This is a genomic window from Pseudomonas sp. 3B-A001-10F, from assembly GCF_056313565.1.
Genome location: NZ_JBQYFW010000012.1, coordinates 150,012 through 171,984 on the forward strand (window position 1 = coordinate 150,012; position 21,973 = coordinate 171,984).

General features: G+C 60.1%; 18 protein-coding genes and 1 pseudogene. 14 read left to right on the top strand and 5 right to left on the bottom strand.

Annotated features, from left to right (window positions below; translation table 11 throughout):
• Nucleotides 1–12 precede the first annotated feature (12 nt).
• From algG to AC0ZWN_RS14080, 9 genes are all read left to right on the top strand, one after another.
• Nucleotides 13–1,584 carry a mannuronan 5-epimerase AlgG gene (gene algG, locus AC0ZWN_RS14040; RefSeq protein WP_476335455.1) on the top strand — a complete coding sequence of 524 codons (1,572 nt, stop codon included), beginning with the start codon at nt 13–15 and terminating at the stop codon, nt 1,582–1,584.
• 10 nt (nt 1,585–1,594) lie between these two features.
• The gene (locus AC0ZWN_RS14045; protein ID WP_476335456.1) at nt 1,595–3,055 is read left to right on the top strand and encodes an alginate O-acetyltransferase; all 1,461 of its coding nucleotides are present in this window, start codon (nt 1,595–1,597) and stop codon (nt 3,053–3,055) included.
• Between the two features lie 8 nt (nt 3,056–3,063).
• The gene (locus AC0ZWN_RS14050; RefSeq protein WP_093436266.1) at nt 3,064–4,188 is read left to right on the top strand and encodes a mannuronate-specific alginate lyase; all 1,125 of its coding nucleotides are present in this window, start codon (nt 3,064–3,066) and stop codon (nt 4,186–4,188) included.
• 329 nt (nt 4,189–4,517) lie between these two features.
• Nucleotides 4,518–6,083, top strand: a complete 1,566-nt coding sequence (locus tag AC0ZWN_RS14055) for an MBOAT family O-acyltransferase (protein ID WP_064118394.1) — start codon at nt 4,518–4,520, stop codon at nt 6,081–6,083.
• Nucleotides 6,084–6,093: 10 nt separating this feature from the next.
• Nucleotides 6,094–7,269 carry an alginate O-acetyltransferase gene (locus tag AC0ZWN_RS14060; protein ID WP_186624995.1) on the top strand — a complete coding sequence of 392 codons (1,176 nt, stop codon included), beginning with the start codon at nt 6,094–6,096 and terminating at the stop codon, nt 7,267–7,269.
• A gap of 14 nt (nt 7,270–7,283) precedes the next feature.
• Nucleotides 7,284–7,940 carry an alginate O-acetyltransferase AlgF gene (locus tag AC0ZWN_RS14065; RefSeq protein WP_007914291.1) on the top strand — a complete coding sequence of 219 codons (657 nt, stop codon included), beginning with the start codon at nt 7,284–7,286 and terminating at the stop codon, nt 7,938–7,940.
• Between the two features lie 214 nt (nt 7,941–8,154).
• Complete coding sequence (locus tag AC0ZWN_RS14070) at nt 8,155–9,606, top strand: mannose-1-phosphate guanylyltransferase/mannose-6-phosphate isomerase (RefSeq protein ID WP_007914094.1); 1,452 nt, start codon at nt 8,155–8,157, stop codon at nt 9,604–9,606.
• Between the two features lie 267 nt (nt 9,607–9,873).
• Nucleotides 9,874–10,338 (top strand): multidrug transporter, encoded by a 465-nt coding sequence (locus AC0ZWN_RS14075; protein ID WP_122609540.1) that lies wholly within the window; start codon nt 9,874–9,876, stop codon nt 10,336–10,338.
• A gap of 35 nt (nt 10,339–10,373) precedes the next feature.
• A complete protein-coding gene (locus tag AC0ZWN_RS14080) occupies nt 10,374–11,198 on the top strand; it encodes an SDR family oxidoreductase (protein ID WP_476335458.1) in 825 nt (274 codons plus the stop codon).
• A gap of 117 nt (nt 11,199–11,315) precedes the next feature.
• Here the strand turns inward: AC0ZWN_RS14080 and AC0ZWN_RS14085 are convergent, their stop codons facing one another.
• Nucleotides 11,316–12,197, bottom strand: a complete 882-nt coding sequence (locus AC0ZWN_RS14085; protein ID WP_476335459.1) for a LysR family transcriptional regulator — start codon at nt 12,195–12,197, stop codon at nt 11,316–11,318.
• Nucleotides 12,198–12,306: 109 nt separating this feature from the next.
• On the opposite strand from AC0ZWN_RS14085, the gene AC0ZWN_RS14090 reads away from it, so the two are divergent.
• On the top strand, nt 12,307–13,677 hold the full coding sequence (locus tag AC0ZWN_RS14090) for an MFS transporter (protein ID WP_476335460.1): 1,371 nt from the start codon (nt 12,307–12,309) through the stop codon (nt 13,675–13,677).
• Nucleotides 13,674–14,072: a DUF4440 domain-containing protein gene (locus AC0ZWN_RS14095; RefSeq protein WP_476335461.1), complete on the top strand. Its 399-nt coding sequence runs from the start codon at nt 13,674–13,676 to the stop codon at nt 14,070–14,072. Before AC0ZWN_RS14090 ends, AC0ZWN_RS14095 begins: the two co-directional genes overlap by 4 nt.
• Before the next feature lie 116 nt (nt 14,073–14,188).
• Here AC0ZWN_RS14095 and AC0ZWN_RS14100 read toward each other — a convergent pair whose 3' ends face one another.
• The 4 genes from AC0ZWN_RS14100 to AC0ZWN_RS14115 all read right to left on the bottom strand — a co-directional run bounded on the left by AC0ZWN_RS14100 (nt 14,189) and on the right by AC0ZWN_RS14115 (nt 19,088).
• The gene (locus AC0ZWN_RS14100; protein ID WP_038357606.1) at nt 14,189–15,055 is read right to left on the bottom strand and encodes an efflux RND transporter periplasmic adaptor subunit; all 867 of its coding nucleotides are present in this window, start codon (nt 15,053–15,055) and stop codon (nt 14,189–14,191) included.
• Nucleotides 15,056–15,065: 10 nt separating this feature from the next.
• A complete protein-coding gene (locus AC0ZWN_RS14105; protein WP_007914106.1) occupies nt 15,066–15,266 on the bottom strand; it encodes a DUF1656 domain-containing protein in 201 nt (66 codons plus the stop codon).
• A complete protein-coding gene (locus tag AC0ZWN_RS14110) occupies nt 15,256–17,448 on the bottom strand; it encodes an FUSC family protein (protein ID WP_476335462.1) in 2,193 nt (730 codons plus the stop codon). The genes AC0ZWN_RS14105 and AC0ZWN_RS14110 overlap by 11 nt, the downstream gene beginning before the upstream one ends.
• A gap of 140 nt (nt 17,449–17,588) precedes the next feature.
• The gene (locus tag AC0ZWN_RS14115; protein WP_476335463.1) at nt 17,589–19,088 is read right to left on the bottom strand and encodes an efflux transporter outer membrane subunit; all 1,500 of its coding nucleotides are present in this window, start codon (nt 19,086–19,088) and stop codon (nt 17,589–17,591) included.
• A gap of 276 nt (nt 19,089–19,364) precedes the next feature.
• Here AC0ZWN_RS14115 and AC0ZWN_RS14120 point away from each other — a divergent pair, with 276 nt between their 5' ends.
• From AC0ZWN_RS14120 to AC0ZWN_RS14130, 3 genes and pseudogenes are all read left to right on the top strand, one after another.
• Nucleotides 19,365–20,333 (top strand): LysR family transcriptional regulator, encoded by a 969-nt coding sequence (locus AC0ZWN_RS14120; RefSeq protein ID WP_007914118.1) that lies wholly within the window; start codon nt 19,365–19,367, stop codon nt 20,331–20,333.
• A 412-nt stretch (nt 20,334–20,745) separates the two neighbouring features.
• Nucleotides 20,746–21,120 (top strand): DUF6124 family protein, encoded by a 375-nt coding sequence (locus tag AC0ZWN_RS14125; protein ID WP_134174710.1) that lies wholly within the window; start codon nt 20,746–20,748, stop codon nt 21,118–21,120.
• A 618-nt stretch (nt 21,121–21,738) separates the two neighbouring features.
• Nucleotides 21,739–21,973, top strand: a pseudogene (locus AC0ZWN_RS14130) (DUF6124 family protein); the annotation flags it as partial.

Below are 21,973 nucleotides of genomic sequence, written 5' to 3' on the forward strand. Positions count from 1 at the left end.
GGAGTGCCCGACATGATCAGCACCAGGACAGGCTCACTCAGCCTGCTGGCCGGCGCGATGCTGCTGGCCAGCGCCAGCACCTTCGCGACTGTGGAGCCGGTTAAACCGGTGACCACCGCGAAAGAGTTGCAACAAGCCAAGACCTACACGGTCAGCAGCGCGCCGACCGAAGCGCTGAACCTGGCCGCGCCGAAACTGCCGGACATTTCCGGCTACACCGCCGAAGCCGCTGCGGCGAAAATCGTCCGCAGCAAAGCAGGCAAAGTCAGCGTGCGCCGGATGATGCAGGAAGACGCGCTGAAGGACTTTATCGGCGGCGACAACAAGATGGCCGAATGGGTGGTGCGTCAGCACGGCATCCCCCAGGCGATCTTCGTCGATGACGGCTACATGAACCTCAAGGACCTGGCGCAGAAACTGCCCAAGCAGTACTTCAGCGAGACCTCGCCGGGCGTGTACCTGTCGAAGCTGCCGATCGTCGTCGGCCGTAAAGGCATCCTCGAAATCGACGGTCAGACCCAGGAACTGCGCCTGTCGCAAGAGGCCGGTGCATTCATGGTCAACGACGGCCAACTGTTCGTGCGCGACACCAAAGTCACCGGCTGGCGCGAGAAGGAAAACGGCCCGGCGACCTTCCGTTCGCCGAAGGAATTCCGTCCGTTCCTGCTCGCCTGGGGCGGCACCGAGACCTACATCGTCAACAGCAAGATGGCCAGTTTCGGTTACGCCAACAGTAAGTCGTACGGGGTGAGTATTTCCCAGTACACGCCGAACATGGCCAAGGTGCTCAAGCGTCCTGAACCGACCGGCTGGATCGTCGGCTCCGAGTTCTCCGACATGTGGTACGGCTTCTACTGCTACGAGACCCGCGACTTTGTGGTCAAGGGCAACACCTACAAAGACAACATCGTCTACGGCATCGACCCGCACGACCGTTCCCACGGCCTGATCATTGCCGAGAACACCGTGTACGGTACGAAGAAGAAGCACGGGATCATTATTTCCCGTGAGGTCAACGACAGCTTCATCTTCAACAATAAAAGCTACGACAACAAACTCTCGGGCCTGGTGATCGACCGTAACAGCGTCAACAACATCATTGCCTACAACGAGATCTACAAGAACCACACCGACGGCATCACCCTCTACGAGTCTGCCGACAACCTGCTGTGGGGCAACAAGGTCATCAGCAACAAGCGTCACGGCATCCGTATTCGTAACAGCGTGAACATCCGCCTCTACGAAAACGTCGCCATGGCCAACGGTTTGACCGGTGTTTACGGCCACATCAAAGACCTCACCGACACCGACCGTGACATCAAGCTTGACCCGTTCGACGCGCAGGTGTCGCTGATCGTCGTTGGCGGTGAACTGGCGGCCAATGGCAGCGGCCCGCTGTCGATCGATTCGCCTTTGAGTGTCGAGCTGTATCGCGTGTCGATGCTGGCGCCGACCAAATCCAGCGGCATCAGCTTCAACGGCATCCTCGGCGAGCGCCAGGATGAAATTCTCGACCTGCTGGTGCGCCAGCAGAAAGCCGTGCTGATCGACCCTGTCGAACGCCAGACCGAAATGCAGGACTGAGGATAATTTTATGCACCCACACTTGATCAGATTACTCAGCCTGTCGGCCCTGACCGTGGGCATTCTCGCGGCCAGCAACGGTGCGCGCGCCGATGAAGGCGCCGCCGCCACGCCACCGAAGTTCAGCGCCGAACCGTGCTGCAACCTCTGCCCGGCGGCCCATGACGCGAAGAACTACACCACGCGTTATCAGCAAAACTTCACCACCCTGGTGCAAGCGCAAGGCGACTGGTTGTTCCGCACGCAGGAAGATTTGCGTACCGAGTTCAACACCACCCCGGCCGGCTACAAGCGCCTGCAACAACTGCACGATGCGTTCAAGGCCAAAGGCGTCGAACTGGTGATCGTTTACCAGCCGACCCGTGGTCTGGTGAACCGCAACAAGCTCAATCCGCAGGAAAAAGCCGCGTTCGATTACGAGAAAGCGCTGGGCAACTACAAGACCATGCTCGGCCGTTTCGCCAAGATGGGTTATGTGGTGCCGGACCTGTCGCCGCTGACCAACGAATCGCTGCCGGACACCCTGCCCGCCCACGATTTCTACTTCCGCGGCGACCAGCACTGGACCCCTTACGGCGCACAGCGCACGGCGAAAATCGTTGCCGAGAAGGTCAAGCAGATTCCGGCCTTCGCCGACATTCCCAAGCGTGAATTCGAAACCAAGCGCTCCGGGCGCATGGGCAAGACCGGTACCCTGCACAACATGGCCGGGCAACTGTGCGGCACCAGTTACGCGATCCAGTACATGGATCAATTCACCACCGAGCCTAAGGGCGAAGCAGGCGACGGCGATCTGTTCGGCGATTCCGGCAACCCGCAAATCACCCTCGTGGGCACCTCGCACAGCGGCAAGAACTACAACTTCGCCGGCTTCCTCGAAGAGGCGATCGGCGCCGACATTCTCAACGTCGCCTTCCCCGGCGGCGGTCTGGAAGGTTCGATGCTGCAGTACCTCGGTAGCGACGAATTCCAGAAGACCCCGCCGAAAATTCTCATCTGGGAATTCTCGCCGCTGTACCGCCTCGACCAGGAAACCATCTATCGCCAGATGATGTCCCTGCTCGACAACGGCTGCGAAGGCAAAGACGCGCAAATGTCCGCCAGCACCACGCTCAAGCCGGGCAGCAAACAAGAACTGCTGGTCAACAGCAAGAACCTGAACCTGCAGAACAGCGGCCATCAGGTCGACATCCGCTTCGCCGACCCTTCGGTGAAAACCCTGCAAGCCACCCTCTGGTACATGAACGGTCGCCACGAGGACATCAAGATCGAGAAACCGGAAACCTCCGACACCGACGGTCGTTTCGCCTTTGAGCTGCGCACGGACGAAGACTGGGCCTCGCAAAACCTGCTGGCGGTCGAAGTCCAGGGCCCGGAAGCGGGCACCGCGCCGCAGAAAGTCGAAGCGAAAATCTGCAAACGCAACGTATTCCCGGGCGCTGGGCAACAAACCGCTCAGGTCGGGCAATGAGGTCTGCTATGCGAAACTCGAAACTGAAAACCCTTTTAGCGCCGACGCTGCTCGGGCTGGCGATCTTCGCCGGCACCGCGCAGGCCGCCGCGCCACTGCGTCCACCTCAGGGCTATTTTGCGCCTGTGGATAAATTCAAGACCGGTGACAAAAGCGAAGGCTGCGATGCGATGCCGACGCCGTACACCGGGCCGCTGCAATTTCGCAGCAAATACGAAGGTTCGGACAAGGCCCGCGCGACGCTGAACGTGCAGTCGGAAAAAGCCTTTCGCGACACCACCAAAGACATCACCACGCTGGAACGCGGCACCGCCAAACGGGTGATGCAGTTCATGCGCGACGGTCGCCCGGAGCAGCTCGATTGCACGCTCAATTGGCTGACCGCGTGGGCCAAGGCCGATGCGTTGATGTCGAAAGACTTCAACCACACCGGCAAGTCGATGCGCAAATGGGCGCTGGGCAGCATGGCCTCTTCGTACATTCGCCTGAAGTTCTCCGACTCACATCCGCTGGCCCAACATCAGCAGGAGGCGCAGTTGATCGAGGCGTGGTTCAGCAAAATGGCCGATCAGGTCGTCAGCGATTGGGACAACCTGCCGCTGGAAAAAACCAACAACCACTCGTACTGGGCCGCCTGGTCGGTGATGGCGACTTCGGTCGCGACCAACCGCCGCGACCTGTTTGACTGGGCAGTGAAGGAATACAAGGTTGGCGTCAACCAAGTCGATGCCGACGGCTTCCTGCCGAACGAACTCAAGCGCCAGCAACGCGCCCTCGCCTATCACAACTACGCCCTGCCGCCGCTGGCGATGATCGCCAGTTTCGCCCAGGTCAACGGTGTCGATCTGCGTCAGGAAAACAACGGCGCGCTGAAACGTCTCGGTGATCGAGTGTTGTCGGGGGTGAAAGACCCGGATGAATTCGAGAAGAAGAACGGCAAAGAGCAGGACATGACCGATCTGAAAGAGGACATGAAATTCGCCTGGCTCGAACCGTTCTGCACGCTCTACACCTGTGCGCCTGATGTGATCGAGAAGAAGCACGGCATGCAGCCGTTCAAGACCTTCCGCCTGGGTGGGGATCTGACCAAGGTCTACGACCCGTCGCATGAGAAGGGCAACAAAGGCTCATAAAGCAAAAGCCCCTCACCCTAACCCTCTCCCAAAGGGAGAGGGGACTGACCGAGGTGGTTGTACGAGTTACGCCGAAATGAAATACCGAGTCGGTCTCAGGCGTTGAAAAACAATCGAGATCAGGCTGCACAGAAATACCGAGTCGATCTCCATTTTTGAAAACCATGGAGATCAGGCTCCCTCTCCCTCCGGGAGAGGGCGGGGGGTGAGGGCAGGTTTTCAAGGCCCTGCACAACCCTGACAGAAACACCGTTTCACCCCTCCACGACCACGGGGGGTTTGGGGGGGCTTTGGCCCTTGACTGTTGGTTCAAACATGGAGAGATCGGGATGGTATTTTCATCCAACGTGTTCCTGTTTCTGTTCTTGCCGATCTTTCTCGGCTTGTACTACTTGAGCGGGCAACGCTATCGCAACCTGCTGCTGCTGATCGCCAGCTACGTGTTCTATGCCTGGTGGCGTGTGGACTTCCTCGCGCTGTTCGCAGCTGTCACGCTGTGGAACTACTGGATCGGCCTTAAAGTCGGTGCCGCCGGTGTGCGGACCAAACCGGCGCAGCGCTGGCTGTTGCTTGGCGTCGCGGTTGACCTGTGCATCCTCGGCTACTTCAAGTACGCCAACTTCGGCGTCGACAGCATCAACGCGATGATGACGTCGGTCGGTCTTGAGCCGTTCATCCTCACCCACGTGCTGTTGCCGATCGGTATCTCGTTCTACATCTTCGAGTCGATCAGCTACATCATCGACGTGTATCGCGGGGACACCCCGGCCACGCGCAACCTGATCGACTTCGCGGCATTCGTGGCGATCTTCCCGCACCTGATTGCCGGCCCGGTGTTGCGTTTCCGCGACCTCGCCGACCAGTTCAACAACCGCACGCACACCCTCGACAAGTTCTCCGAGGGCTGCACGCGGTTCATGCAGGGTTTCATCAAAAAGGTCTTTATCGCTGACACCCTCGCAGTGGTCGCCGACCATTGCTTCGCCCTGCAAAACCCGACCACGGGCGATGCCTGGCTGGGCGCGCTGGCCTACACCGCGCAGCTGTATTTCGACTTTTCCGGTTACAGCGACATGGCGATTGGTCTGGGCCTGATGATGGGTTTCCGTTTCATGGAAAACTTCAAGCAGCCGTACATCAGCCAGTCGATCACCGAGTTCTGGCGTCGCTGGCACATCAGCCTGTCGACCTGGCTGCGTGACTATCTGTACATCACCCTCGGCGGTAACCGTAAAGGCACGCTGATGACCTATCGCAACCTGTTCCTGACCATGCTCCTCGGCGGTCTGTGGCACGGCGCGAACATCACCTACATCGTCTGGGGCGCCTGGCACGGCATGTGGCTGGCGATTGAAAAAGCGCTGGGCCTGAACACCTCTCCGCGCAGCCTCAACCCGATTCGCTGGGCGCTGACCTTCCTGCTCGTAGTCATGGGCTGGGTGATCTTCCGTGCCGAAAACCTGCACGTTGCCGGGCGCATGTACGGCGCGATGTTCAGCTTCGGCGACTGGTCGCTGTCGGAACTCAATCAGGCCAGCCTTACCGGTCTGCAAGTGGCGACTCTGGTTGTTGCGTACGTGACGCTGGCGTTCTTCGGTCTGCGCGATTTGTACACCAATCAGCCGCCAGCCAAGACCAAGCCTGAAGTCAACGTCGAGGCCAACGGCCCTGCCACCGCGACTCCGGGAATGATCAAAGCCGCTCCTGGCGAAAACCCGGCAAGCATCCACGAGCCTGGCTACACCGTCGGCGTCGAAGCCCAGGTGCAACCGGCCTACTGGAGCGCGGACTGGTCGCGCTACGTGATGCGCGGCCTGATCCTGCTGCTGTTCATCGCCTCGATTCTCAAACTCTCGGCGCAAAGCTTCTCGCCGTTCCTTTACTTCCAGTTCTGAGGGATCTGACATGACCCGCTCATTACGCATCTTCTACATCGCCCTGTTCCTGGTGACCCTGTTGGTCCTTGGTTTGTGGTCGGTTCGCAGCTTCTTCGGTTTCAGCACCAATGCCGACGCTACGGTGCTCAATGGCCGCTGGACCAAGGCTGTGGAAACCCACTACGACGATGAATTCCCGATCAAGCGTCTGGGCACCAATCTCTGGGCCGCGCTGGATTTCAAACTGTTCAACGAAGGTCGTCCGGGCGTGGTGCTCGGTCGCGATCAGTGGTTGTACAGCGATGAGGAATTCAACCCGATCGTCAACGAAGAGCTGAACCTGCAAGGCAACTACGCGCTGGTTGAAGGCGTGCGCCAGACCCTGAAAGCGAAAGGCGTGAAACTGGTGATGGCGATCGTGCCGGCCAAGGTTCGTCTGTACCCGGAGCATCTGGGTGAAGTGAAACCGGCGAGCATCCACGAAAACCTCTATCAGGATTTCCACCAACGTGTGGCGGCCGACAAGATCCTCGCCCCTGACCTGCTCAAGCCATTGCAACAGGCCAAGCAGAATGGTCAGCAAGTGTTCCTGCGTACCGATACGCACTGGACGCCGGAAGGCGCCGAGATTGCCGCGAACACCCTGGCGAAAACCATCGCCGACAAGTTCCCGCTCAGCGGCGAGCCGCAGCGCTTCGTCACCACGCCGGCCGAGAAGGTCACGCACAAGGGCGACCTGCGTCTGTTCCTGCCGCTCGATCCGCTGTTCGAAAACCTGATGCCGGCGCAAGAGCCACTGCAAAAGCGCAACACCGTCGCAGCGGGCGAGCAGCCTGCCGGTGACGACGCGCTGTTCGCCAGCAATGAAGTACCGGTGGCACTGGTCGGCACCAGCTACAGCGCCAACCCCAACTGGAACTTCGTCGGTGCGCTGAAGCAAGCGCTGCACAGCGACGTGGTGAGCTACGCCGAAGACGGCCACGGCCCGATCCTGCCGATGCTCAGCTACCTGAAAAGCGATGACTTCAAGAACAGCCCGCCACAGGTGCTGATCTGGGAGTTTCCTGAACGTTATCTGCCTGTGAACAACGAAATCGGCGACGCCGACCCGCAGTGGGTCGCAGAGCTTAAACAAGCCGGCGCACGCCAACAAAACGTAGCAATCAACACTAAATCCGAGACGCCCGATCGGGCGCAAAACTGAAAGAGAGGTACACCATGACTTTCACTACTACTCCTCGTCGTCTCGCTAAAAGCTTCGCACTGGTTGCTGGCCTCAGCGTGCTTTCCGTCCCAGCCTTCGCCGGTGGCGACGCCGCGCTGTACGGCCCGACCGCACCGAAAGGCTCGACCTTTGTGCGTGTCTATAACGCCAGCAACGCTGAAGTCAGCGCCACTGTCGGCAGCACCAACCTGAGCGACGTTGCGCCACTGGCCAGCAGTGACTTCAGCTTCATGCCGGGCGGTGATTACAGCGCCAAAGTTGGCAGCCAGACCCTGCCGGTGAAACTCGCCGGTGACCACTACTACACCCTGGTCAACAACGCTTCCGGCGCGCCGCAATTGATTGAAGAGCCGCCGTTCAAGAACAAGCAGAAATCCCTGGTGCGCGTACAGAACCTCAGCGACAAGCCGCTGACCCTGAAGACCGCCGACGGCAAGACCGACGTGGTGCCGAACGTGGCTGCCAAGGGCCGTGGCGAACGGGAAATCAACCCGGTGAAAGTCAGCCTGGCGCTGTACGAAGGTGACAAGAAAGTCGGCGACGTCAAACCGGTCGCCCTTGAGCGCGGAGAAGCTGCGGTGCTGTACGTCACCGGCAGCGGCAGCAGCCTGTCGCCAGTCTGGGTGAAACGCCCGGTATCGACTCGCTAATCATTTTTCCTGACTGACACATATCCCCTGTGGGAGCGAGCTTGCTCGCGAAAGCGGTCTGACATTCAACAGATGTGTCGACTGATACGCAGCCTTCGCGAGCAAGCTCGCTCCCACAATGAATCGGGTTGTCAGTTCGGATACGAAACAAAAACAAGAGTGAAACGACACAGCGTTCGTGCCTCTAACCAATCGATTTTATGGAGTAAACAATATGATTCCGGTGATCTTGTCAGGTGGTAGCGGTTCGCGTCTCTGGCCGCTTTCGCGTAAGCAGTTCCCTAAGCAATTCCTCGCCCTGACCGGCGAACACACCCTGTTCCAGCAGACCCTCGAGCGCCTGGTGTTCGAAGGCATGGACACCCCGATCGTGGTCTGCAACAAGGATCACCGCTTCATCGTCAACGAGCAGTTGGCCAATCGCAAACTGGAATGCCAACGCATTCTCATGGAGCCGTTCGGCCGCAACACTGCGCCAGCCGTAGCGCTGACCGCGATGATGCTGGTCAATGAAGGCCGTGACGAACTGATGCTGGTACTGCCGGCCGACCACGTACTGGAAGACCAGAAAGCCCTGCAACGTGCTCTGGCCCTGGCCACCGTCGCTGCCGAAAACGGCGAAATGGTCCTGTTCGGCGTACCGGCGACCAAACCGGAAACCGGTTACGGCTACATCAAATCCACCGGCGATTCGCTGCTGCCAGAAGGCGTCAGCCGCGTCTCGCATTTCGTCGAAAAACCTGACGTGAAACGTGCCACCGAGTATGTCGAATCCGGCGGCTACTATTGGAACAGCGGCATGTTCCTGTTCCGCGCCAGCCGCTTCCTCGAAGAACTGAAAAAGCACGACCCGGACATCTACGACACCTGCCTGCTGACCCTCGAACGCAGCCAGCAGGACGCCGACACCATCACCTTCGACGAAGCCACCTTCGCCTGCTGCCCGGACAACTCCATCGACTACTCCGTCATGGAAAAAACCCAGCGCGCCTGCGTCGTGCCGCTGACCGCTGGCTGGAGCGATGTCGGTTGCTGGTCGTCGCTGTGGGAAGTCAACGAGAAAGACGCCAACGGCAACGTCACCAAAGGCGACGTGGTAATTCAGGACAGCAAGAACTGCATGATCCACGGCAACGGCAAACTGGTGTCGGTGATCGGTCTGGAAAACATCGTCGTGGTCGAGACCAAAGACGCCATGATGATCGCCCACAAAGACAAGGTTCAGGGCGTCAAGCAGATGGTCAACACGCTCAACGAGCAAGGCCGCAGCGAAACCCAGAACCACTGCGAGGTCTATCGTCCGTGGGGTTCGTATGACTCGGTGGACATGGGCGGGCGTTTCCAGGTCAAGCACATCTCGGTGAAACCGGGCGCGTGCCTGTCGCTGCAGATGCACCATCACCGCGCCGAGCACTGGATCGTGGTCAGCGGCACCGCCGAAGTGACCTGCGATGAAAACGTGTTCCTGCTCTGCGAGAACCAGTCGACCTACATCCCGATCGCCTCGGTGCACCGCCTGCGCAACCCGGGCAAGATCCCGCTGGAAATTATCGAAGTGCAATCGGGCAGCTACCTGGGTGAAGACGATATCGAACGCTTCGAAGATATCTACGGCCGCTCCACCCCGATCGAACGCGGTGTGTCGGTGAAAACCATCGCGCAATAACTGATCGATAAAACAAGAAGCCCCCGTCCAGCCCGCTGCGTCCCCTATCCGCAGCGGGTTGGGCGGGGGCTTTTTTTGTCATGATTTTGTGTCGCCTGAAATGGCCTCTTCGCGAGCAGGCGCGCTCCCACACTTGAAATGCATTCCCCTGTGGGAGCGAGCCTGCTCGCGAAGAGGCCCGGTCAGACACCGCAAGTCCCGATGCCCATCGCCAACCTCACCTACGCTTAGGTAGGATGACCCTCTCTCTTTTCGAGGTTGTGCGACATGTTCATCGGCATTCTGCTGGTCATCACCTGGTTGATCCTGCTGTTGCGCTACCCGGCCAAGGCCCTGCCGGTGTCGGTGGCGGCGGCGATTGGCCTGGGTTTCGTGGCCATGTGGGTGGTGTGGCTGGACAACCGCGAGATCAAGCAACTGGCGCGCCTTGAGATGCGTATTGCCTACGCCCCCGAACAATGCCCGGCCGATCGTCCGCTGCAACTGAAAATGAAGAACGGCAACGACGTGCCCCTGACCGAACTGCGCTGGCGCATCGCTGCCTACGCGCCGGGCGACACGGTCAATCTGGCCGACAACCAATACACCGCCCCGCGCTATCGTGGCCCCGGCGAATTGCAGGCCGGTGGCGAGTGGGAAGACTGCCTGCCGCTGCCGCCCCTGCGCCCCGGATATCGCCCGCAAACCCTGGAGTTTCGCGCCGAGCGATTGCAGGGTAGTTTTTCCGACTGATCCCCTCCCCCGATTTTTTGCACAAGGAATGCGCCATGCCCGTTGCGTTGATTACCGGTTGTTCCAGCGGCATCGGCCGCGCCCTCGCCGATGCGTTCAAAACCGCCGGATACGAAGTCTGGGCCAGTGCGCGCAAGACTGAAGACGTGACGGTGCTGGCGGCAGCCGGGTTCACCGCCGTGCAACTCGACGTCAATGACAATGCGGCGCTGGAACAACTCGCCGAGCGGATCAACCAGCAACACGGCGGCCTCGATGTGCTGATCAACAACGCCGGCTATGGCGCTATGGGACCGCTGCTCGACGGCGGTGTGGCGGCCATGCAGCGTCAATTCGAAACCAACGTGTTTTCGATTGTCGGGGTCACGCGCGCGCTGTTCCCGGTGCTGCGCCGGGCCAAGGGTCTGGTGGTGAATATCGGCAGTGTTTCAGGGGTTCTGGTCACGCCGTTCGCCGGTGCCTATTGCGCATCGAAAGCGGCGGTGCATGCGTTGAGCGATGCACTGCGCATGGAACTGGCACCGTTCGGCATTCGCGTCATGGAGGTTCAACCGGGGGCAATCCAGTCGAGTTTTGCCAAGAACGCCGGGCATGAAGCCGAACAGTTGATCAATGAACAATCGCCGTGGTTTCCACTGCGTGAAGGCATTCGCGCGCGGGCCAAGGCGTCGCAGGACAAGCCGACCCCGGCCAGTGAGTTTGCCGCTGAACTGTTGAAGGCTGTGCAGCAGAGCAAACCGCCGCGGTTGATCCGCATTGGTAACGGCAGCCGGGCGTTGCCGTTGTTGGCGGCGTTGTTGCCCAAGGGCTTGCTCGAATCGACGTTGATGAAGCGGTTCGGATTGCGCGCAAAGCTCTGAACTAGAGTCGACACCTTCGCGAGCAAGCTCGCTCCCACATTGGCTATCTGTCACACCGAAGATCTCCTGTGGGAGCGAGCTTGCTCGCGAAGAGGCCAGAAAATACACCTCAAACACTCAGGCCCAGCCCTTCATGAAATCAATGAACGCCCGCACTTTCAGCGGCAAATGCCGGGTGTCAGGGTACAGCGCATACACCCCCTGCTGCGCAAACCGGTAATCCACCAGCAAACGCTGCAACCGCCCCGCTTCGAGATCGTCCTGAATCAACCATTGCGGCAAAATCGCCACACCTTGCCCGGTCAACGCAAACGCCCGCAGCGTCGCCGAGTTATCCGCAACAATCGCGGTGTTCCCCGGTTTAGGCTGATAGAAATGCTCCACACCGGCCGGATCGCTCACGGTCATTTCCGGCACCCGCCCATGCCCTAACGTCGGCATCGACTCCAGCGTTGCCAGCGTGGCCACCGGCGCAAAGCGTTCGACCAACCCCGGCGCCGCCACTGCAAACACTTCGAACGTCGATAACTGCACTGCACGCAGATTGGAGTCGTGCATGCGCCCCAGACGAATCGCCAGGTCAAACCGCTCGGAAATCAAATCGGCATGGGTCGATGATGTGGACAAATGAATATTCAGTTGCGGTTGCTGCTGGCGAAACACTTCCAGCGCCGGCACCACCTGGGCCAGAGCAAATTCGACAGTCGTGGTGATGCGCAAGGTGCCCTTAAGCTGAGCGTGCTCCGAACGCGCCTCTTCGATCGCCAGCCGCGCCTCATCCAGCGTGCGCAAACAGCGTCGATAAAAGCGCTCACCGGCATCGGTCAGCGCCAGTTGCCGCGTATTGCGGGTGAGCAAGGTCACGCCCAGTTCTTCCTCCAGGCGCTTGAGGTTGAAACTGACCACGGCGCGCGTTTGCCCCAATGTGTCGGCAGCAGCCGTGAGTGATCCCGCCTCGACCACCGCTTTGAAGGTGTCAAACCGATCCAGACTGACCATATCCAAGGCACTCTTTGTCAAAATGATTTTGACAAACTAGCAGCCAAACCAGCGTTTTCCTATGACCCGAAGCGCCCTACCCTGCACGTCTCATCACAGGGAAGCTGCCATGGCTTATCGCTCGAAAGTCGCGCTGGTGTATTTGTTGGGCTTCGCGCTCGACTTGCTGAACATGTTCGTCGCCAGCATCGCCTACCCCGACATCGCGCAACAATTGCACGCCTCGGTGACGCAACTGGCGTGGATCAGCAACGCCTACATGTTGGGCCTGACGCTGATCATTCCATTGAGCGTGTGGCTGGCGACACGGGTTGGCGAGCGGCGCTTGATCCTCGCCTCGCTGCTGCTGTTCGGTGTGGGCTCGGCACTGGTGGCGCAGGCGGGATCGATTGAAAGCCTGATTGCCTGGCGACTGCTGCAAGGCCTCGGTGGCGGACTGCTGCTGCCGGTGGGCCAGGCCTTGGCGTATCGACAGTTCCCGGCGACGCAACGCGCGCACTTCACCGGAGTGGTGTTGCTGGTGGCGCTGCTGGTGCCGGCACTGTCGCCGGCGGCCGGTGGACTGATCGTTCAAGCGCTGTCGTGGCGCTGGATTTTTTACCTGAATCTGCCGGTGACACTGCTCGCACTTGGGCTTGGCCTGCTCTGGTTGAAAGCCGATCAACCGTTGACTGAACGCCCGACGCTGGACGCGCGCGGCCTGCTGCTGGCAGCCTCGGCGCTAAGTTTACTGTTGATCGCCATCAGTCTGTTGAGCGACGCCGACACCCGTAACCTCGGCATCGCTGCCCTGCTGCTGAGCCTTCTGACCCTGTGCATTTACCTGCGCGATGGCTGGCACAAACCCGGCGCGATCCTCGACCTGCAACTGATCAAGAACCCGTCTCTGCGCGTGGCGATGCTGATCTACCTGTGCGTGCCGGGGGTGTTCACCGGCACCCACATGATAGCCGTGCTGTACCTGCACAACCTCGGTGTCGGCGCGGCACAAACCGGCGCGCTGATGCTGCCGTGGGCGGTCGGCTCGGGGGTGGCGATCATGCTTGGCAAGCGCAGCTTCAACCGCCTCGGCCCCAAGCCATTGCTCAGCGCCGGCATGCTCCTACAATGCCTGGGCATCGTTTTGCTGATGCGCAGCGAACAACCCGCCAGCACGCCGCTGATCATCGCCTATGCCCTGATGGGGCTGGGCGGTAGCCTGTGCAGCGTCACCGCGCAGACCTTGGCCTTTGTTGGCATCGCGCCAGAAAAAATGGGCCACTCCAGTGCCCTGTGGAACATCAATCGTCAACTCGGTTTCTGCCTCGCGGCGGCGCTGCTCGGTTCACTGCTGGGCGCCTTGGGCGGTGTTGGTTTCCAAGCCTGTTTTATCGCTGCCGCGCTGCTCACGCTGTTGCCGATGGTCGCCGTCCTGCGTTTCGACTCGACCCACGTGCTCGCGCTATTGAACCCGACTGCCCTTGAGGAAAAAACTGCATGAACGACGCCACACCCTACCTGGACGAAGTGATCCAGGCGCACGAAGCCATCGAACGATGGTTTGCCGTAGAAGAAGATGACGCCGCGCTGCAGCGCTTGCTGGCGCGTTTTTCGCCACGCTTTTCCATGGTGACGCCGTTGGGCAGAGCGCTGGATATCGATGCCTTGCGCCTGCTGTTCCGAGCCGCAGGCGGACAGAAGAAAGGTTTCAGAATCCAGCTCAGTGAGTTACGTGTGATTGCCCTGCATCAGCGCGGCGCGACCGTGAGTTACCGCGAACAGCAAAGCGATGCGAGCGGTGTGCACACGGATCGGCGTTCGACCGTGGTGTTTGAAAAACTCGAAACCGGGCGGGTGTTGTGGCTGTATTTGCAGGAGACGTTTTGTGCTGATTGAAGATTCCGCATTCTCTTGAGACACCGAGCCGCCCTCTTCGCGAGCAAGGGATCCTGGTTGCGCCGCAGATCCAATGTGGGAGCGAGCTTGCTCGCGAATGGCAGCGACTCGGTTCATCAGTTATCCACAGCGCTCTGATTCACCACCACCGTGCAGGTAATCCCCGCCGCCAGCAGCACACCTTCCGGCACTTCATCAATGTGAATGCGCACCGGCACCCGCTGCGCCAGTCGTACCCAGTTGAACGTCGGGTTTACATCGGCAATCAGCTCGCGGCTTTCCGGGTTGTCGCGGTCGTAGATCCCGCGAGAAATGCTTTCCACATGGCCCTTGAGCACCTCGCCGCTCATCAACTGCATGTCGGCCTTGTCACCGACTTTGACGTGGGGCAGTTTGGTTTCTTCGAAGAAGCCGTAAACCCAGAACGAGTTCATGTCGACCACGGCCATTTTCGCCTCGCCGATGCGCGCGTAGTCGCCGCGATGCACATTGAGGTTGGTCACATAACCGTCGACCGCCGCGCGTACTTCGGTGCGTTTGAGGTTGAGTTCGGCGGCTTCCAGTTGCGCTTGGGCGTGTTGGTAATCGGCCAGCGCGGCGTCGGCGATGTTGCTGGCGTCGTCGCGGTTTTCCTTGGAGATCACCAGGTTGTCGAGGTCGGCGCGGCGATGGGCATTGACCTTGCGCATCTCCCACGTCGACTTGCGCGAGGCAACCAAAGACTGTGCTTGTTTGACGGCGATGCGGTAATGCTCAGGGTCGATCTGCATGAGCAGATCGCCCTTCTTCACCAGTTGGTTGTCGCGCACCGGCACGTCGATGACTTCACCGGTGACGTCGGCGGCGACGTTGATGATGTCGGCGCGTACCCGACCATCGCGGGTCCACGGCGTGTTCATGTAGTGCTCCCACAGCGTGCGGCCGATCCACAACGCCAGGGCTAGCACCAGCAGGGTCGCGAGCAGGCTGAAAAACTTTTTCATCAGATCGTTCTCAACGGTAGACAGTCAGCGCCATGGCGCCGAACAGACAGGTAAACAGACTCAGACGCAGCAGCGCCGGGTGCCAGAAAAAACGGTACAGATCGAACCCGGACAAGAAGCGGTCCACCGCCCAGGCCAGTGCCGCAGCGATGAAAAACATCAAGGTCATGGTCGGCATGTACACGCCGTGGAAGGCGATTTCACGAGGCATGGGCAAGTCCTTCGGGTTTGGCGACGGCGTAAGCAGCGAGCGGTGATTGCGGGTCGAGCAGCGAAGTGCGGATGAAGTGCAGATAGCTCTTCACCCGACGCAATGCTGAGGTATCGAAGTGCGGCGCGAATGGCTCATCGGTCGCCGCCACGCGACTGATCGCATGATCGACAGCGACCAGTGCGCGTTCGAGATTGCTGGCGTTCGGTTGCAGAAACAGCCGCACCAGCGCGCGACCCATTACGCGGATCGCCTGGCGCCACGGTTGCGATTCGGCATAGGCCGGGTGCACCGGCAAAATCGCCTGCTCCTTGCGCAGCTCGATGATCGCGTGGCCGACTTCCAGGACCACGAACATCCAGCGCAGCAGGTTCTTCTGCACCTTCGGCTGCCCGGCCGCGAGACCGTAAGCCTGGTGCAGCAAATCACGGGTACGGCTCTCGAAACTCGACGCCAGGCCTTTGAGTTTTCCACTGATCGCATAGACCACTTGGCCACGCAGATCCTGCTCCAGACGCTTCCACAACCAGCGGCTGTTCGGCGGCAGGATAATTGCCCCGGCAGCGGCGCAGACCAGCATGCCCATGACCATGGCGATGTAGTCGTTGATAAAGGTGTAAGGGTTGTAGATGGTCAGGTTGTCCGGCACCGAACCGGTGCTGAAGAAGATCAGCAAACCTAGGCCGACACCGGCGTATTGCGGGCGCGACGTGAGGAACGAACCGAGCACGATCACCGGCGCGAGCATCACGCACAGCAGCGGGAAACCATCGATCCACGGGAAGATGAAAAACATTTCGATGAAGCCGATCAGCGCACCGAGGAAGGTCCCGCATGCCATTTGAAAAGCCATGCGTTTCGGGTTCGGCGTGGCCGCCGAGAGGCCCACGGTGGCCGCAGCGATCAGCGTCATCGTCGCGCCACTTGGCCAAGCGGTCGCGACCCAATAACTGCCCAGCACAATGAGGATGAACGAGGCGCGAATCCCCGAAGCCGCTGCCGCCCACCAATTGGTTTGCGGGGTGAATGGCTCGTCCCAGCGCTCGCGCTCGTGGCGGTGATCGGCCAATGACGCGTGGGTCTGTGCATAACTGTGCAGGTCGTCGACGAAGCGATAAAGCAGTTCGTACGCGGTGTGGAAATCCAGTTGTTCGGCGTCGCTTGGATCGGTTTCCTGGAAGATTGCTCGCAAGCTTCGAACCCGTGCCGGCAGCCCCTCCTTGTAGGTCGCCAGCGCTGTCGCCAAACGGGCGGCGTCGGGGCTGGTCAGGGCACGACCGCTGAAGCCGTCGAGCACTTCGGCGAGATCCTGCAGACCCGGTCTTATCGCCGCGACCACATGTTCTTCGCCATTGCCGCGCAAGCGTTCAAGCAACTGATGCAGCGCGTTGAAGCGCGTGGTGATGCCCATGAATTCGCTGTTCAAACGGCTCAGGCGACCGTTGCGCCGACGCATGTGCGGGTCTTCGAACACGGTCACGCTGCGCAAGCCTTCAAGGCCCACGGCTTCGGCGATAAAGCGCACGTTGCTCGCCTCGAAAGCTTCGGCTTTGCTGCGCCCGCGCAGGCCATCGGTGACGAACAGCGCGAACACGCCGAAGCGCTGATACAAGGCGTTGCGCATGGCCGCGCTGGCGGTTTGCGGCAGGATCGCGGCGCTGATCAGGGTCGAGCAGAGAATCCCCAGCGAGATCTCCAGCACTCGCCAAACCGCTGCCATGAACGCGCCGTCCGGGTGCGCCAACGCGGGTAATCCGACCATCGCCGCGGTGTAGCCGGCGAGGACAAAACCATAGGCGCGGAAGTTGCGGCAACGTGCGGCACCGGCCGAGCAGATGCCGACCCAGATCGCCAGCGAACCGAGGAACAGCTCGGTGTTTTGCGCGAACAACGCGATCAACGTGACCATCATCGCCGACCCGGCCAACGTGCCGAGGAAGCGATAGAAACTCTTGGCAAACACCTGGCCGCTCTGCGGCTGCATGACGATGAACACGGTGATCATCGCCGTGCGCGGTTGCGGCAATTCCAGGCGCATGGCCAGCCACAGGGTGAGGAATGCGGCGATCAACACCTTGAAGATGTAGACCCAGGTCACGCCATCGCTGCGCGCCCAGTCGAAGAAACCACGGCGCCATTCCAGGGAGTAGAGCCAGCGCAGAGGTGCGGGCAAGGGGGTCATTTAATTGTGCTCAAGAATTCAGGCAAGACGCGATACCTGTAGGAGTGAGCCTGCTCGCGATGGCGATTTTACATCCAACATTTCTGTTGACTGATACACCGCTATCGCGAGCAGGCTCACTCCTACAATTTGATGTGTGTTCAATGCAGGAGAACCGGGGTTTTCGGCGCTTGGGTTTTCTCGGCGGTCGGCACATCGTTGCCTGCCCCCAGCCCACCACCCAGCGCTGTCACCAGTTCGGCATGCGCACTCAACCGCGCCGCCTGCACCTGCTGCTGCACCTGCTGCTGCTTGAACAGCAACGTCTGCGCATTGAGCACGTTGAGGTAATCGGTGAGGCCGCGCTGATAAGCGATCATCGCGATGTCGTAGGTCTTCTGCGCCGTGGCCACCGACTCGGCGGCGAAGCCTTGCTGCTTGTCCATCGACTCGCGGCGGATCAACTGATCGGAAATATTCTTCAGCGCATTCACCAGCGTCTGGTTGTAATGCGCCACGGCGATGTCGTAACCGGCGGAGGCCTCACCCAATTCGGCGCGCAGTCGGCCACCGTCGAAGATCGGTAGCGAGATCGCCGGACCAACGTTGTAGTTGAGTTTCTTGCCGGTCAAAAACTCCAGCGCGCCCCCGCCGGTAGCCATGTAGCCGAGGCTGCCGACCAGATCGACGTTGGGGTAAAACCCGGCATGCGCCACATCGATACCGCGCGCCTGCGCCGCCACTTGCCAGCGACTGGCGACCACATCGGGCCGCTGGCCGAGCAACTCTGCGGGCAATGCCGATGGCAGTTTCAGCGCAGCACCGAGGGACAATGTCGGGCGCTGCAACTGTGCGCCCGCCCCCGGACCTTTGCCGGCGAGCGCGGCGATCTGGTTGCGACTCAGGGCGATTTCTTCATCCAGCGCATCGAGCTGACGATGGGTTTCCGGCAGCGGCGTTTCGGCCTGGCTGACTTCGAAGTGCGTGCCGATTCCGCCGTTCAAGCGCTTCTGCGCCAGATCGAGAATCTGTTGCTGCTGCTTGAGCGTCGCGGCGACGATGTCGCGCTGCGCGTAATGCAGCGACAGTTCGATGTAGGCGCGGACGATGTTGTTCTGCAATTCCAGCTGCGCCAGCCGCGCCTCGGCCGCGCTCATGTGCGCCAGATCCACCGCCCGCTCGCTGGCGTTGCTTTCACGGCCCCAGAGATCGAGCGCGTAGCTGAAACCCAACGCGGCGTTGTTATCCCAGGTGGTGGTGTTGGCCAGATCGCCCGGGCCGTAGAACTGATCGGTTGGCCAGTTGTGGCGTTTGAGGGTCGACTCGCCATTGATCTGCAATGACTCGGCGGCTTCGGCGACACCGGCCATGGCTTTGGCTTGACGTACTCGCGCAGCAGCCATGGCCATGCTCGGGCTGCCTTGCACGGCGAGGTCGATCCAGCGATTGAGTTGCGGGTCGCCGTAGGCTTGCCACCATTGCGCGGTAGACCAGTTGGCGTCACGGGCGGCGTGGGCGATGGCATCGTCGGTGGCCAGTGTATTGGCCTCCATTGCCGTGCCCTGTGGGACAATTCCGTCCGTTGAGATGCAGCCGCCAAGACCCAGGGTAAAAGCCAGAACACTGAGCGGCAAAAGCGCTCTGTTGATGCGACGCGGCACAGCTGCGAATTCCTGAGAGAGGGGTAGATCGAGAACCCGTGTTGGAGCTGCCGCAGGCTGCGATTTTTTGATCTTGATTCCCTTAAAACAAAATCAAAAGATCGCAGCCTTCGGCAGCTCCTACAGGGATCGGCGCAATTCTATGGAAGGCCCCGTACGGCGATAAGCTGGGATTTCTGTGAATCTTTGTTACGGTTAACGAGATAATCCTTAAGTCTGGGGTCTCAGCCCCCGAAACTTCGTGTCACAATTTGCCATCTCCCTTGAGAGCACCCCATGGACACTTTGCAAAACATGCGCGCCTTCAGTTGCGTGGCCGAAGCCGGCAGCTTCACCGCCGCCGCCGTGCAACTCGACACCACCACCGCCAACGTCTCGCGCGCGGTCTCCAACCTGGAAGCCCACCTGCAAACCCGTTTGCTCAATCGCACCACGCGGCGCATTGCCCTCACCGAAGCGGGCAAACGCTACCTGCTGCGCTGCGAACAGATCCTTGCCTATGTCGAAGAGGCCGAAGCCGAAGCCAGCGACGCCCACGCACGCCCGGCCGGGCAATTGAAAGTGCACACCATGACCGGCATCGGCCAGCACTTCGTCATCGACGCCATCGCCCGCTACCGCAAAACCCACCCGGACGTGACCTTCGACCTGACCCTGGCCAACCGCGTGCCGGACCTGCTCGACGAGGGCTACGACGTGTCCATCGTGCTCGCCAGCGAGTTGCCGGACTCAGGTTTTGTGTCGCAACGCCTGGGCATCACCTACAGCATCGTCTGCGCCTCCCCGGCCTACGTGAAAGCCAACGGCGCCGCGCAAAAGCCCAGCGACCTGCTCAACCACGCCTGCCTGCGCCTGGTCAGCCCGGTGATCCCCCTGGAAAAATGGGCCTTCGACGGCCCGGAAGGCCAGGAAATGGTCACCATCAACAGCTCGCCGTTTCTGGTGAACTCCGCCGACGCCATGAAAACCGCGATCACCAGCGGCATGGGGGTCGGCGTGTTGCCGGTGTATGCGGCGATCGAAGGTTTGCGTAACGGCACACTGGTGCGGGTCATGCCGAACTACCGCTCGCAAGAGCTGAACCTGTATGCGATCTACCCTTCGCGGCAATATCTGGATGCGAAGATCAAGACGTGGGTTGAGTATTTGCGCGGCTCGTTGCCAGAGATTCTCGCCGCCCACCAAGCCGAATTGGCCGCCTACGAACTCAGCGGCAGCCTCGCCGGCGCGCGCGTCGCCAACTGATTTTTAAACACAATGCGTCTTCTGTAGGAGCTGCCGCAGGCTGCGATCTTTTGATCTTGATGTTTAAAAATCAACAGATCGCAGCCTACGGCAGAGCCTACAGAAACGACGATTTCGCGGATGTTTCCGACAGGTTTTGCAGGTTGTCCGTCGGAAGTGCGGTGGCTAGGATTTGGGTGTCGCTGACGCATCAGCGACCGGGTCTGGAAAACCCGATTTCAACTACCAAAGCTCATGGCATACTGCGGCGCTTTTTAGCTCGCAATGTTATGGCGGCTGTGCGCGGGAGGCCCTAGGGCCTGCCGGTTTTGGTGAGTTGACCGGTTTTTCCAGTCCGCGCACAGCTGCCACCCTTTCGCCTGGAAAACGAAAAGTGGCAGCTTCAACTCAACTTGCCACGAGTATGTTTCCTATGTTCAAACCAACGCCTAATCCACCCGAAACCGACGACACCACCCCCTACGAATTCCCCGGTTCGAAGAAATTCCACGAAGCCGCCGAACGCGCCCTCGACCACTACCTCAAACCCAACGCGTTAACCCTGCGCTTCCACAAACCCAGCACCATGTTCCAGGTCGCACCGGAACAGGACAGCGAAAGCCTGCTGGTCCACGCCTGCGAATCACTGGCACAGGCCAGCCTCATGACCAGCGACATCGCCGCGTACATCGACCTGCCGCAAAGACGGACGATTCTGGCGATTCAGCAGATCATCATGCTCGCTGAACTGGCGGTGAATCGTGTGCTGGATAATCACGAAATCCCAAAATCCCCGGCACACAGCTAAAAGCCCCTCACCCTAACCCTCTCCCAAAGGGAGAGGGGACTGACCGAGGTGTTTGGGTGAGCTACGCCGACGTGCGATACCGAGTCGAACTCAGATATTGAAAAGCCCATAAATCGGCTCCCTCTCCCTCGGGAGAGGGTTGGGGTGAGGGGGAAATTCACCGCGAAACAAAAGCCAAGCGAGTGTCTTCCCATCCAGCGGGCAGAACGTGAGTCCGGCTGCGGCCATCGCGCTAACTTTAAACAGAACATCATCTTCACGCAGATCAGCCACAGCCTGCGACTGAGGGACTTTCTGTTTAAAAATCAAGCAATCCACACCTACGACAACTCCTACGAAAACCGGGATTTCGCGGATGTTTCCCACAGGTTTTGCAGGTTGTCCGTCGGAAGTGCGGTGGCTAGGATTTGGGTGTCGCTGACGAATCAGCGACCGGACTTGGTCGTCCGGGTTTAGAATGGCGCACTTTTTTCAGCTTGCTTAATGGCGAACTGTGCGTGGGAGGGCTTCGGCCCTGCCGGGTTTCCATTCCCTGGTCGACCAACCCGCGTACAGTTCGCCACCCTTCTGCTTGGTCGCAGTGCGTGACGAACTCCACATCCCGAATGGAGTTTCACCATGTTCAAACCAACACCTAATCCACCTGAAACCGACGACACCACCCCCTACGAATTCCCCGGTTCGAAGAAATTCCACGAAGCCGCCGAGCGCGCCCTCGACCACTATCTCAAACCCAACGCGTTAACCCTGCGCTTCCACAAACCCAGCACCATGTTCCAGGTCGCACCGGAACAGGACAGCGAAAGCCTGCTGGTCCACGCCTGCGAATCACTGGCACAGGCCAGCCTCATGA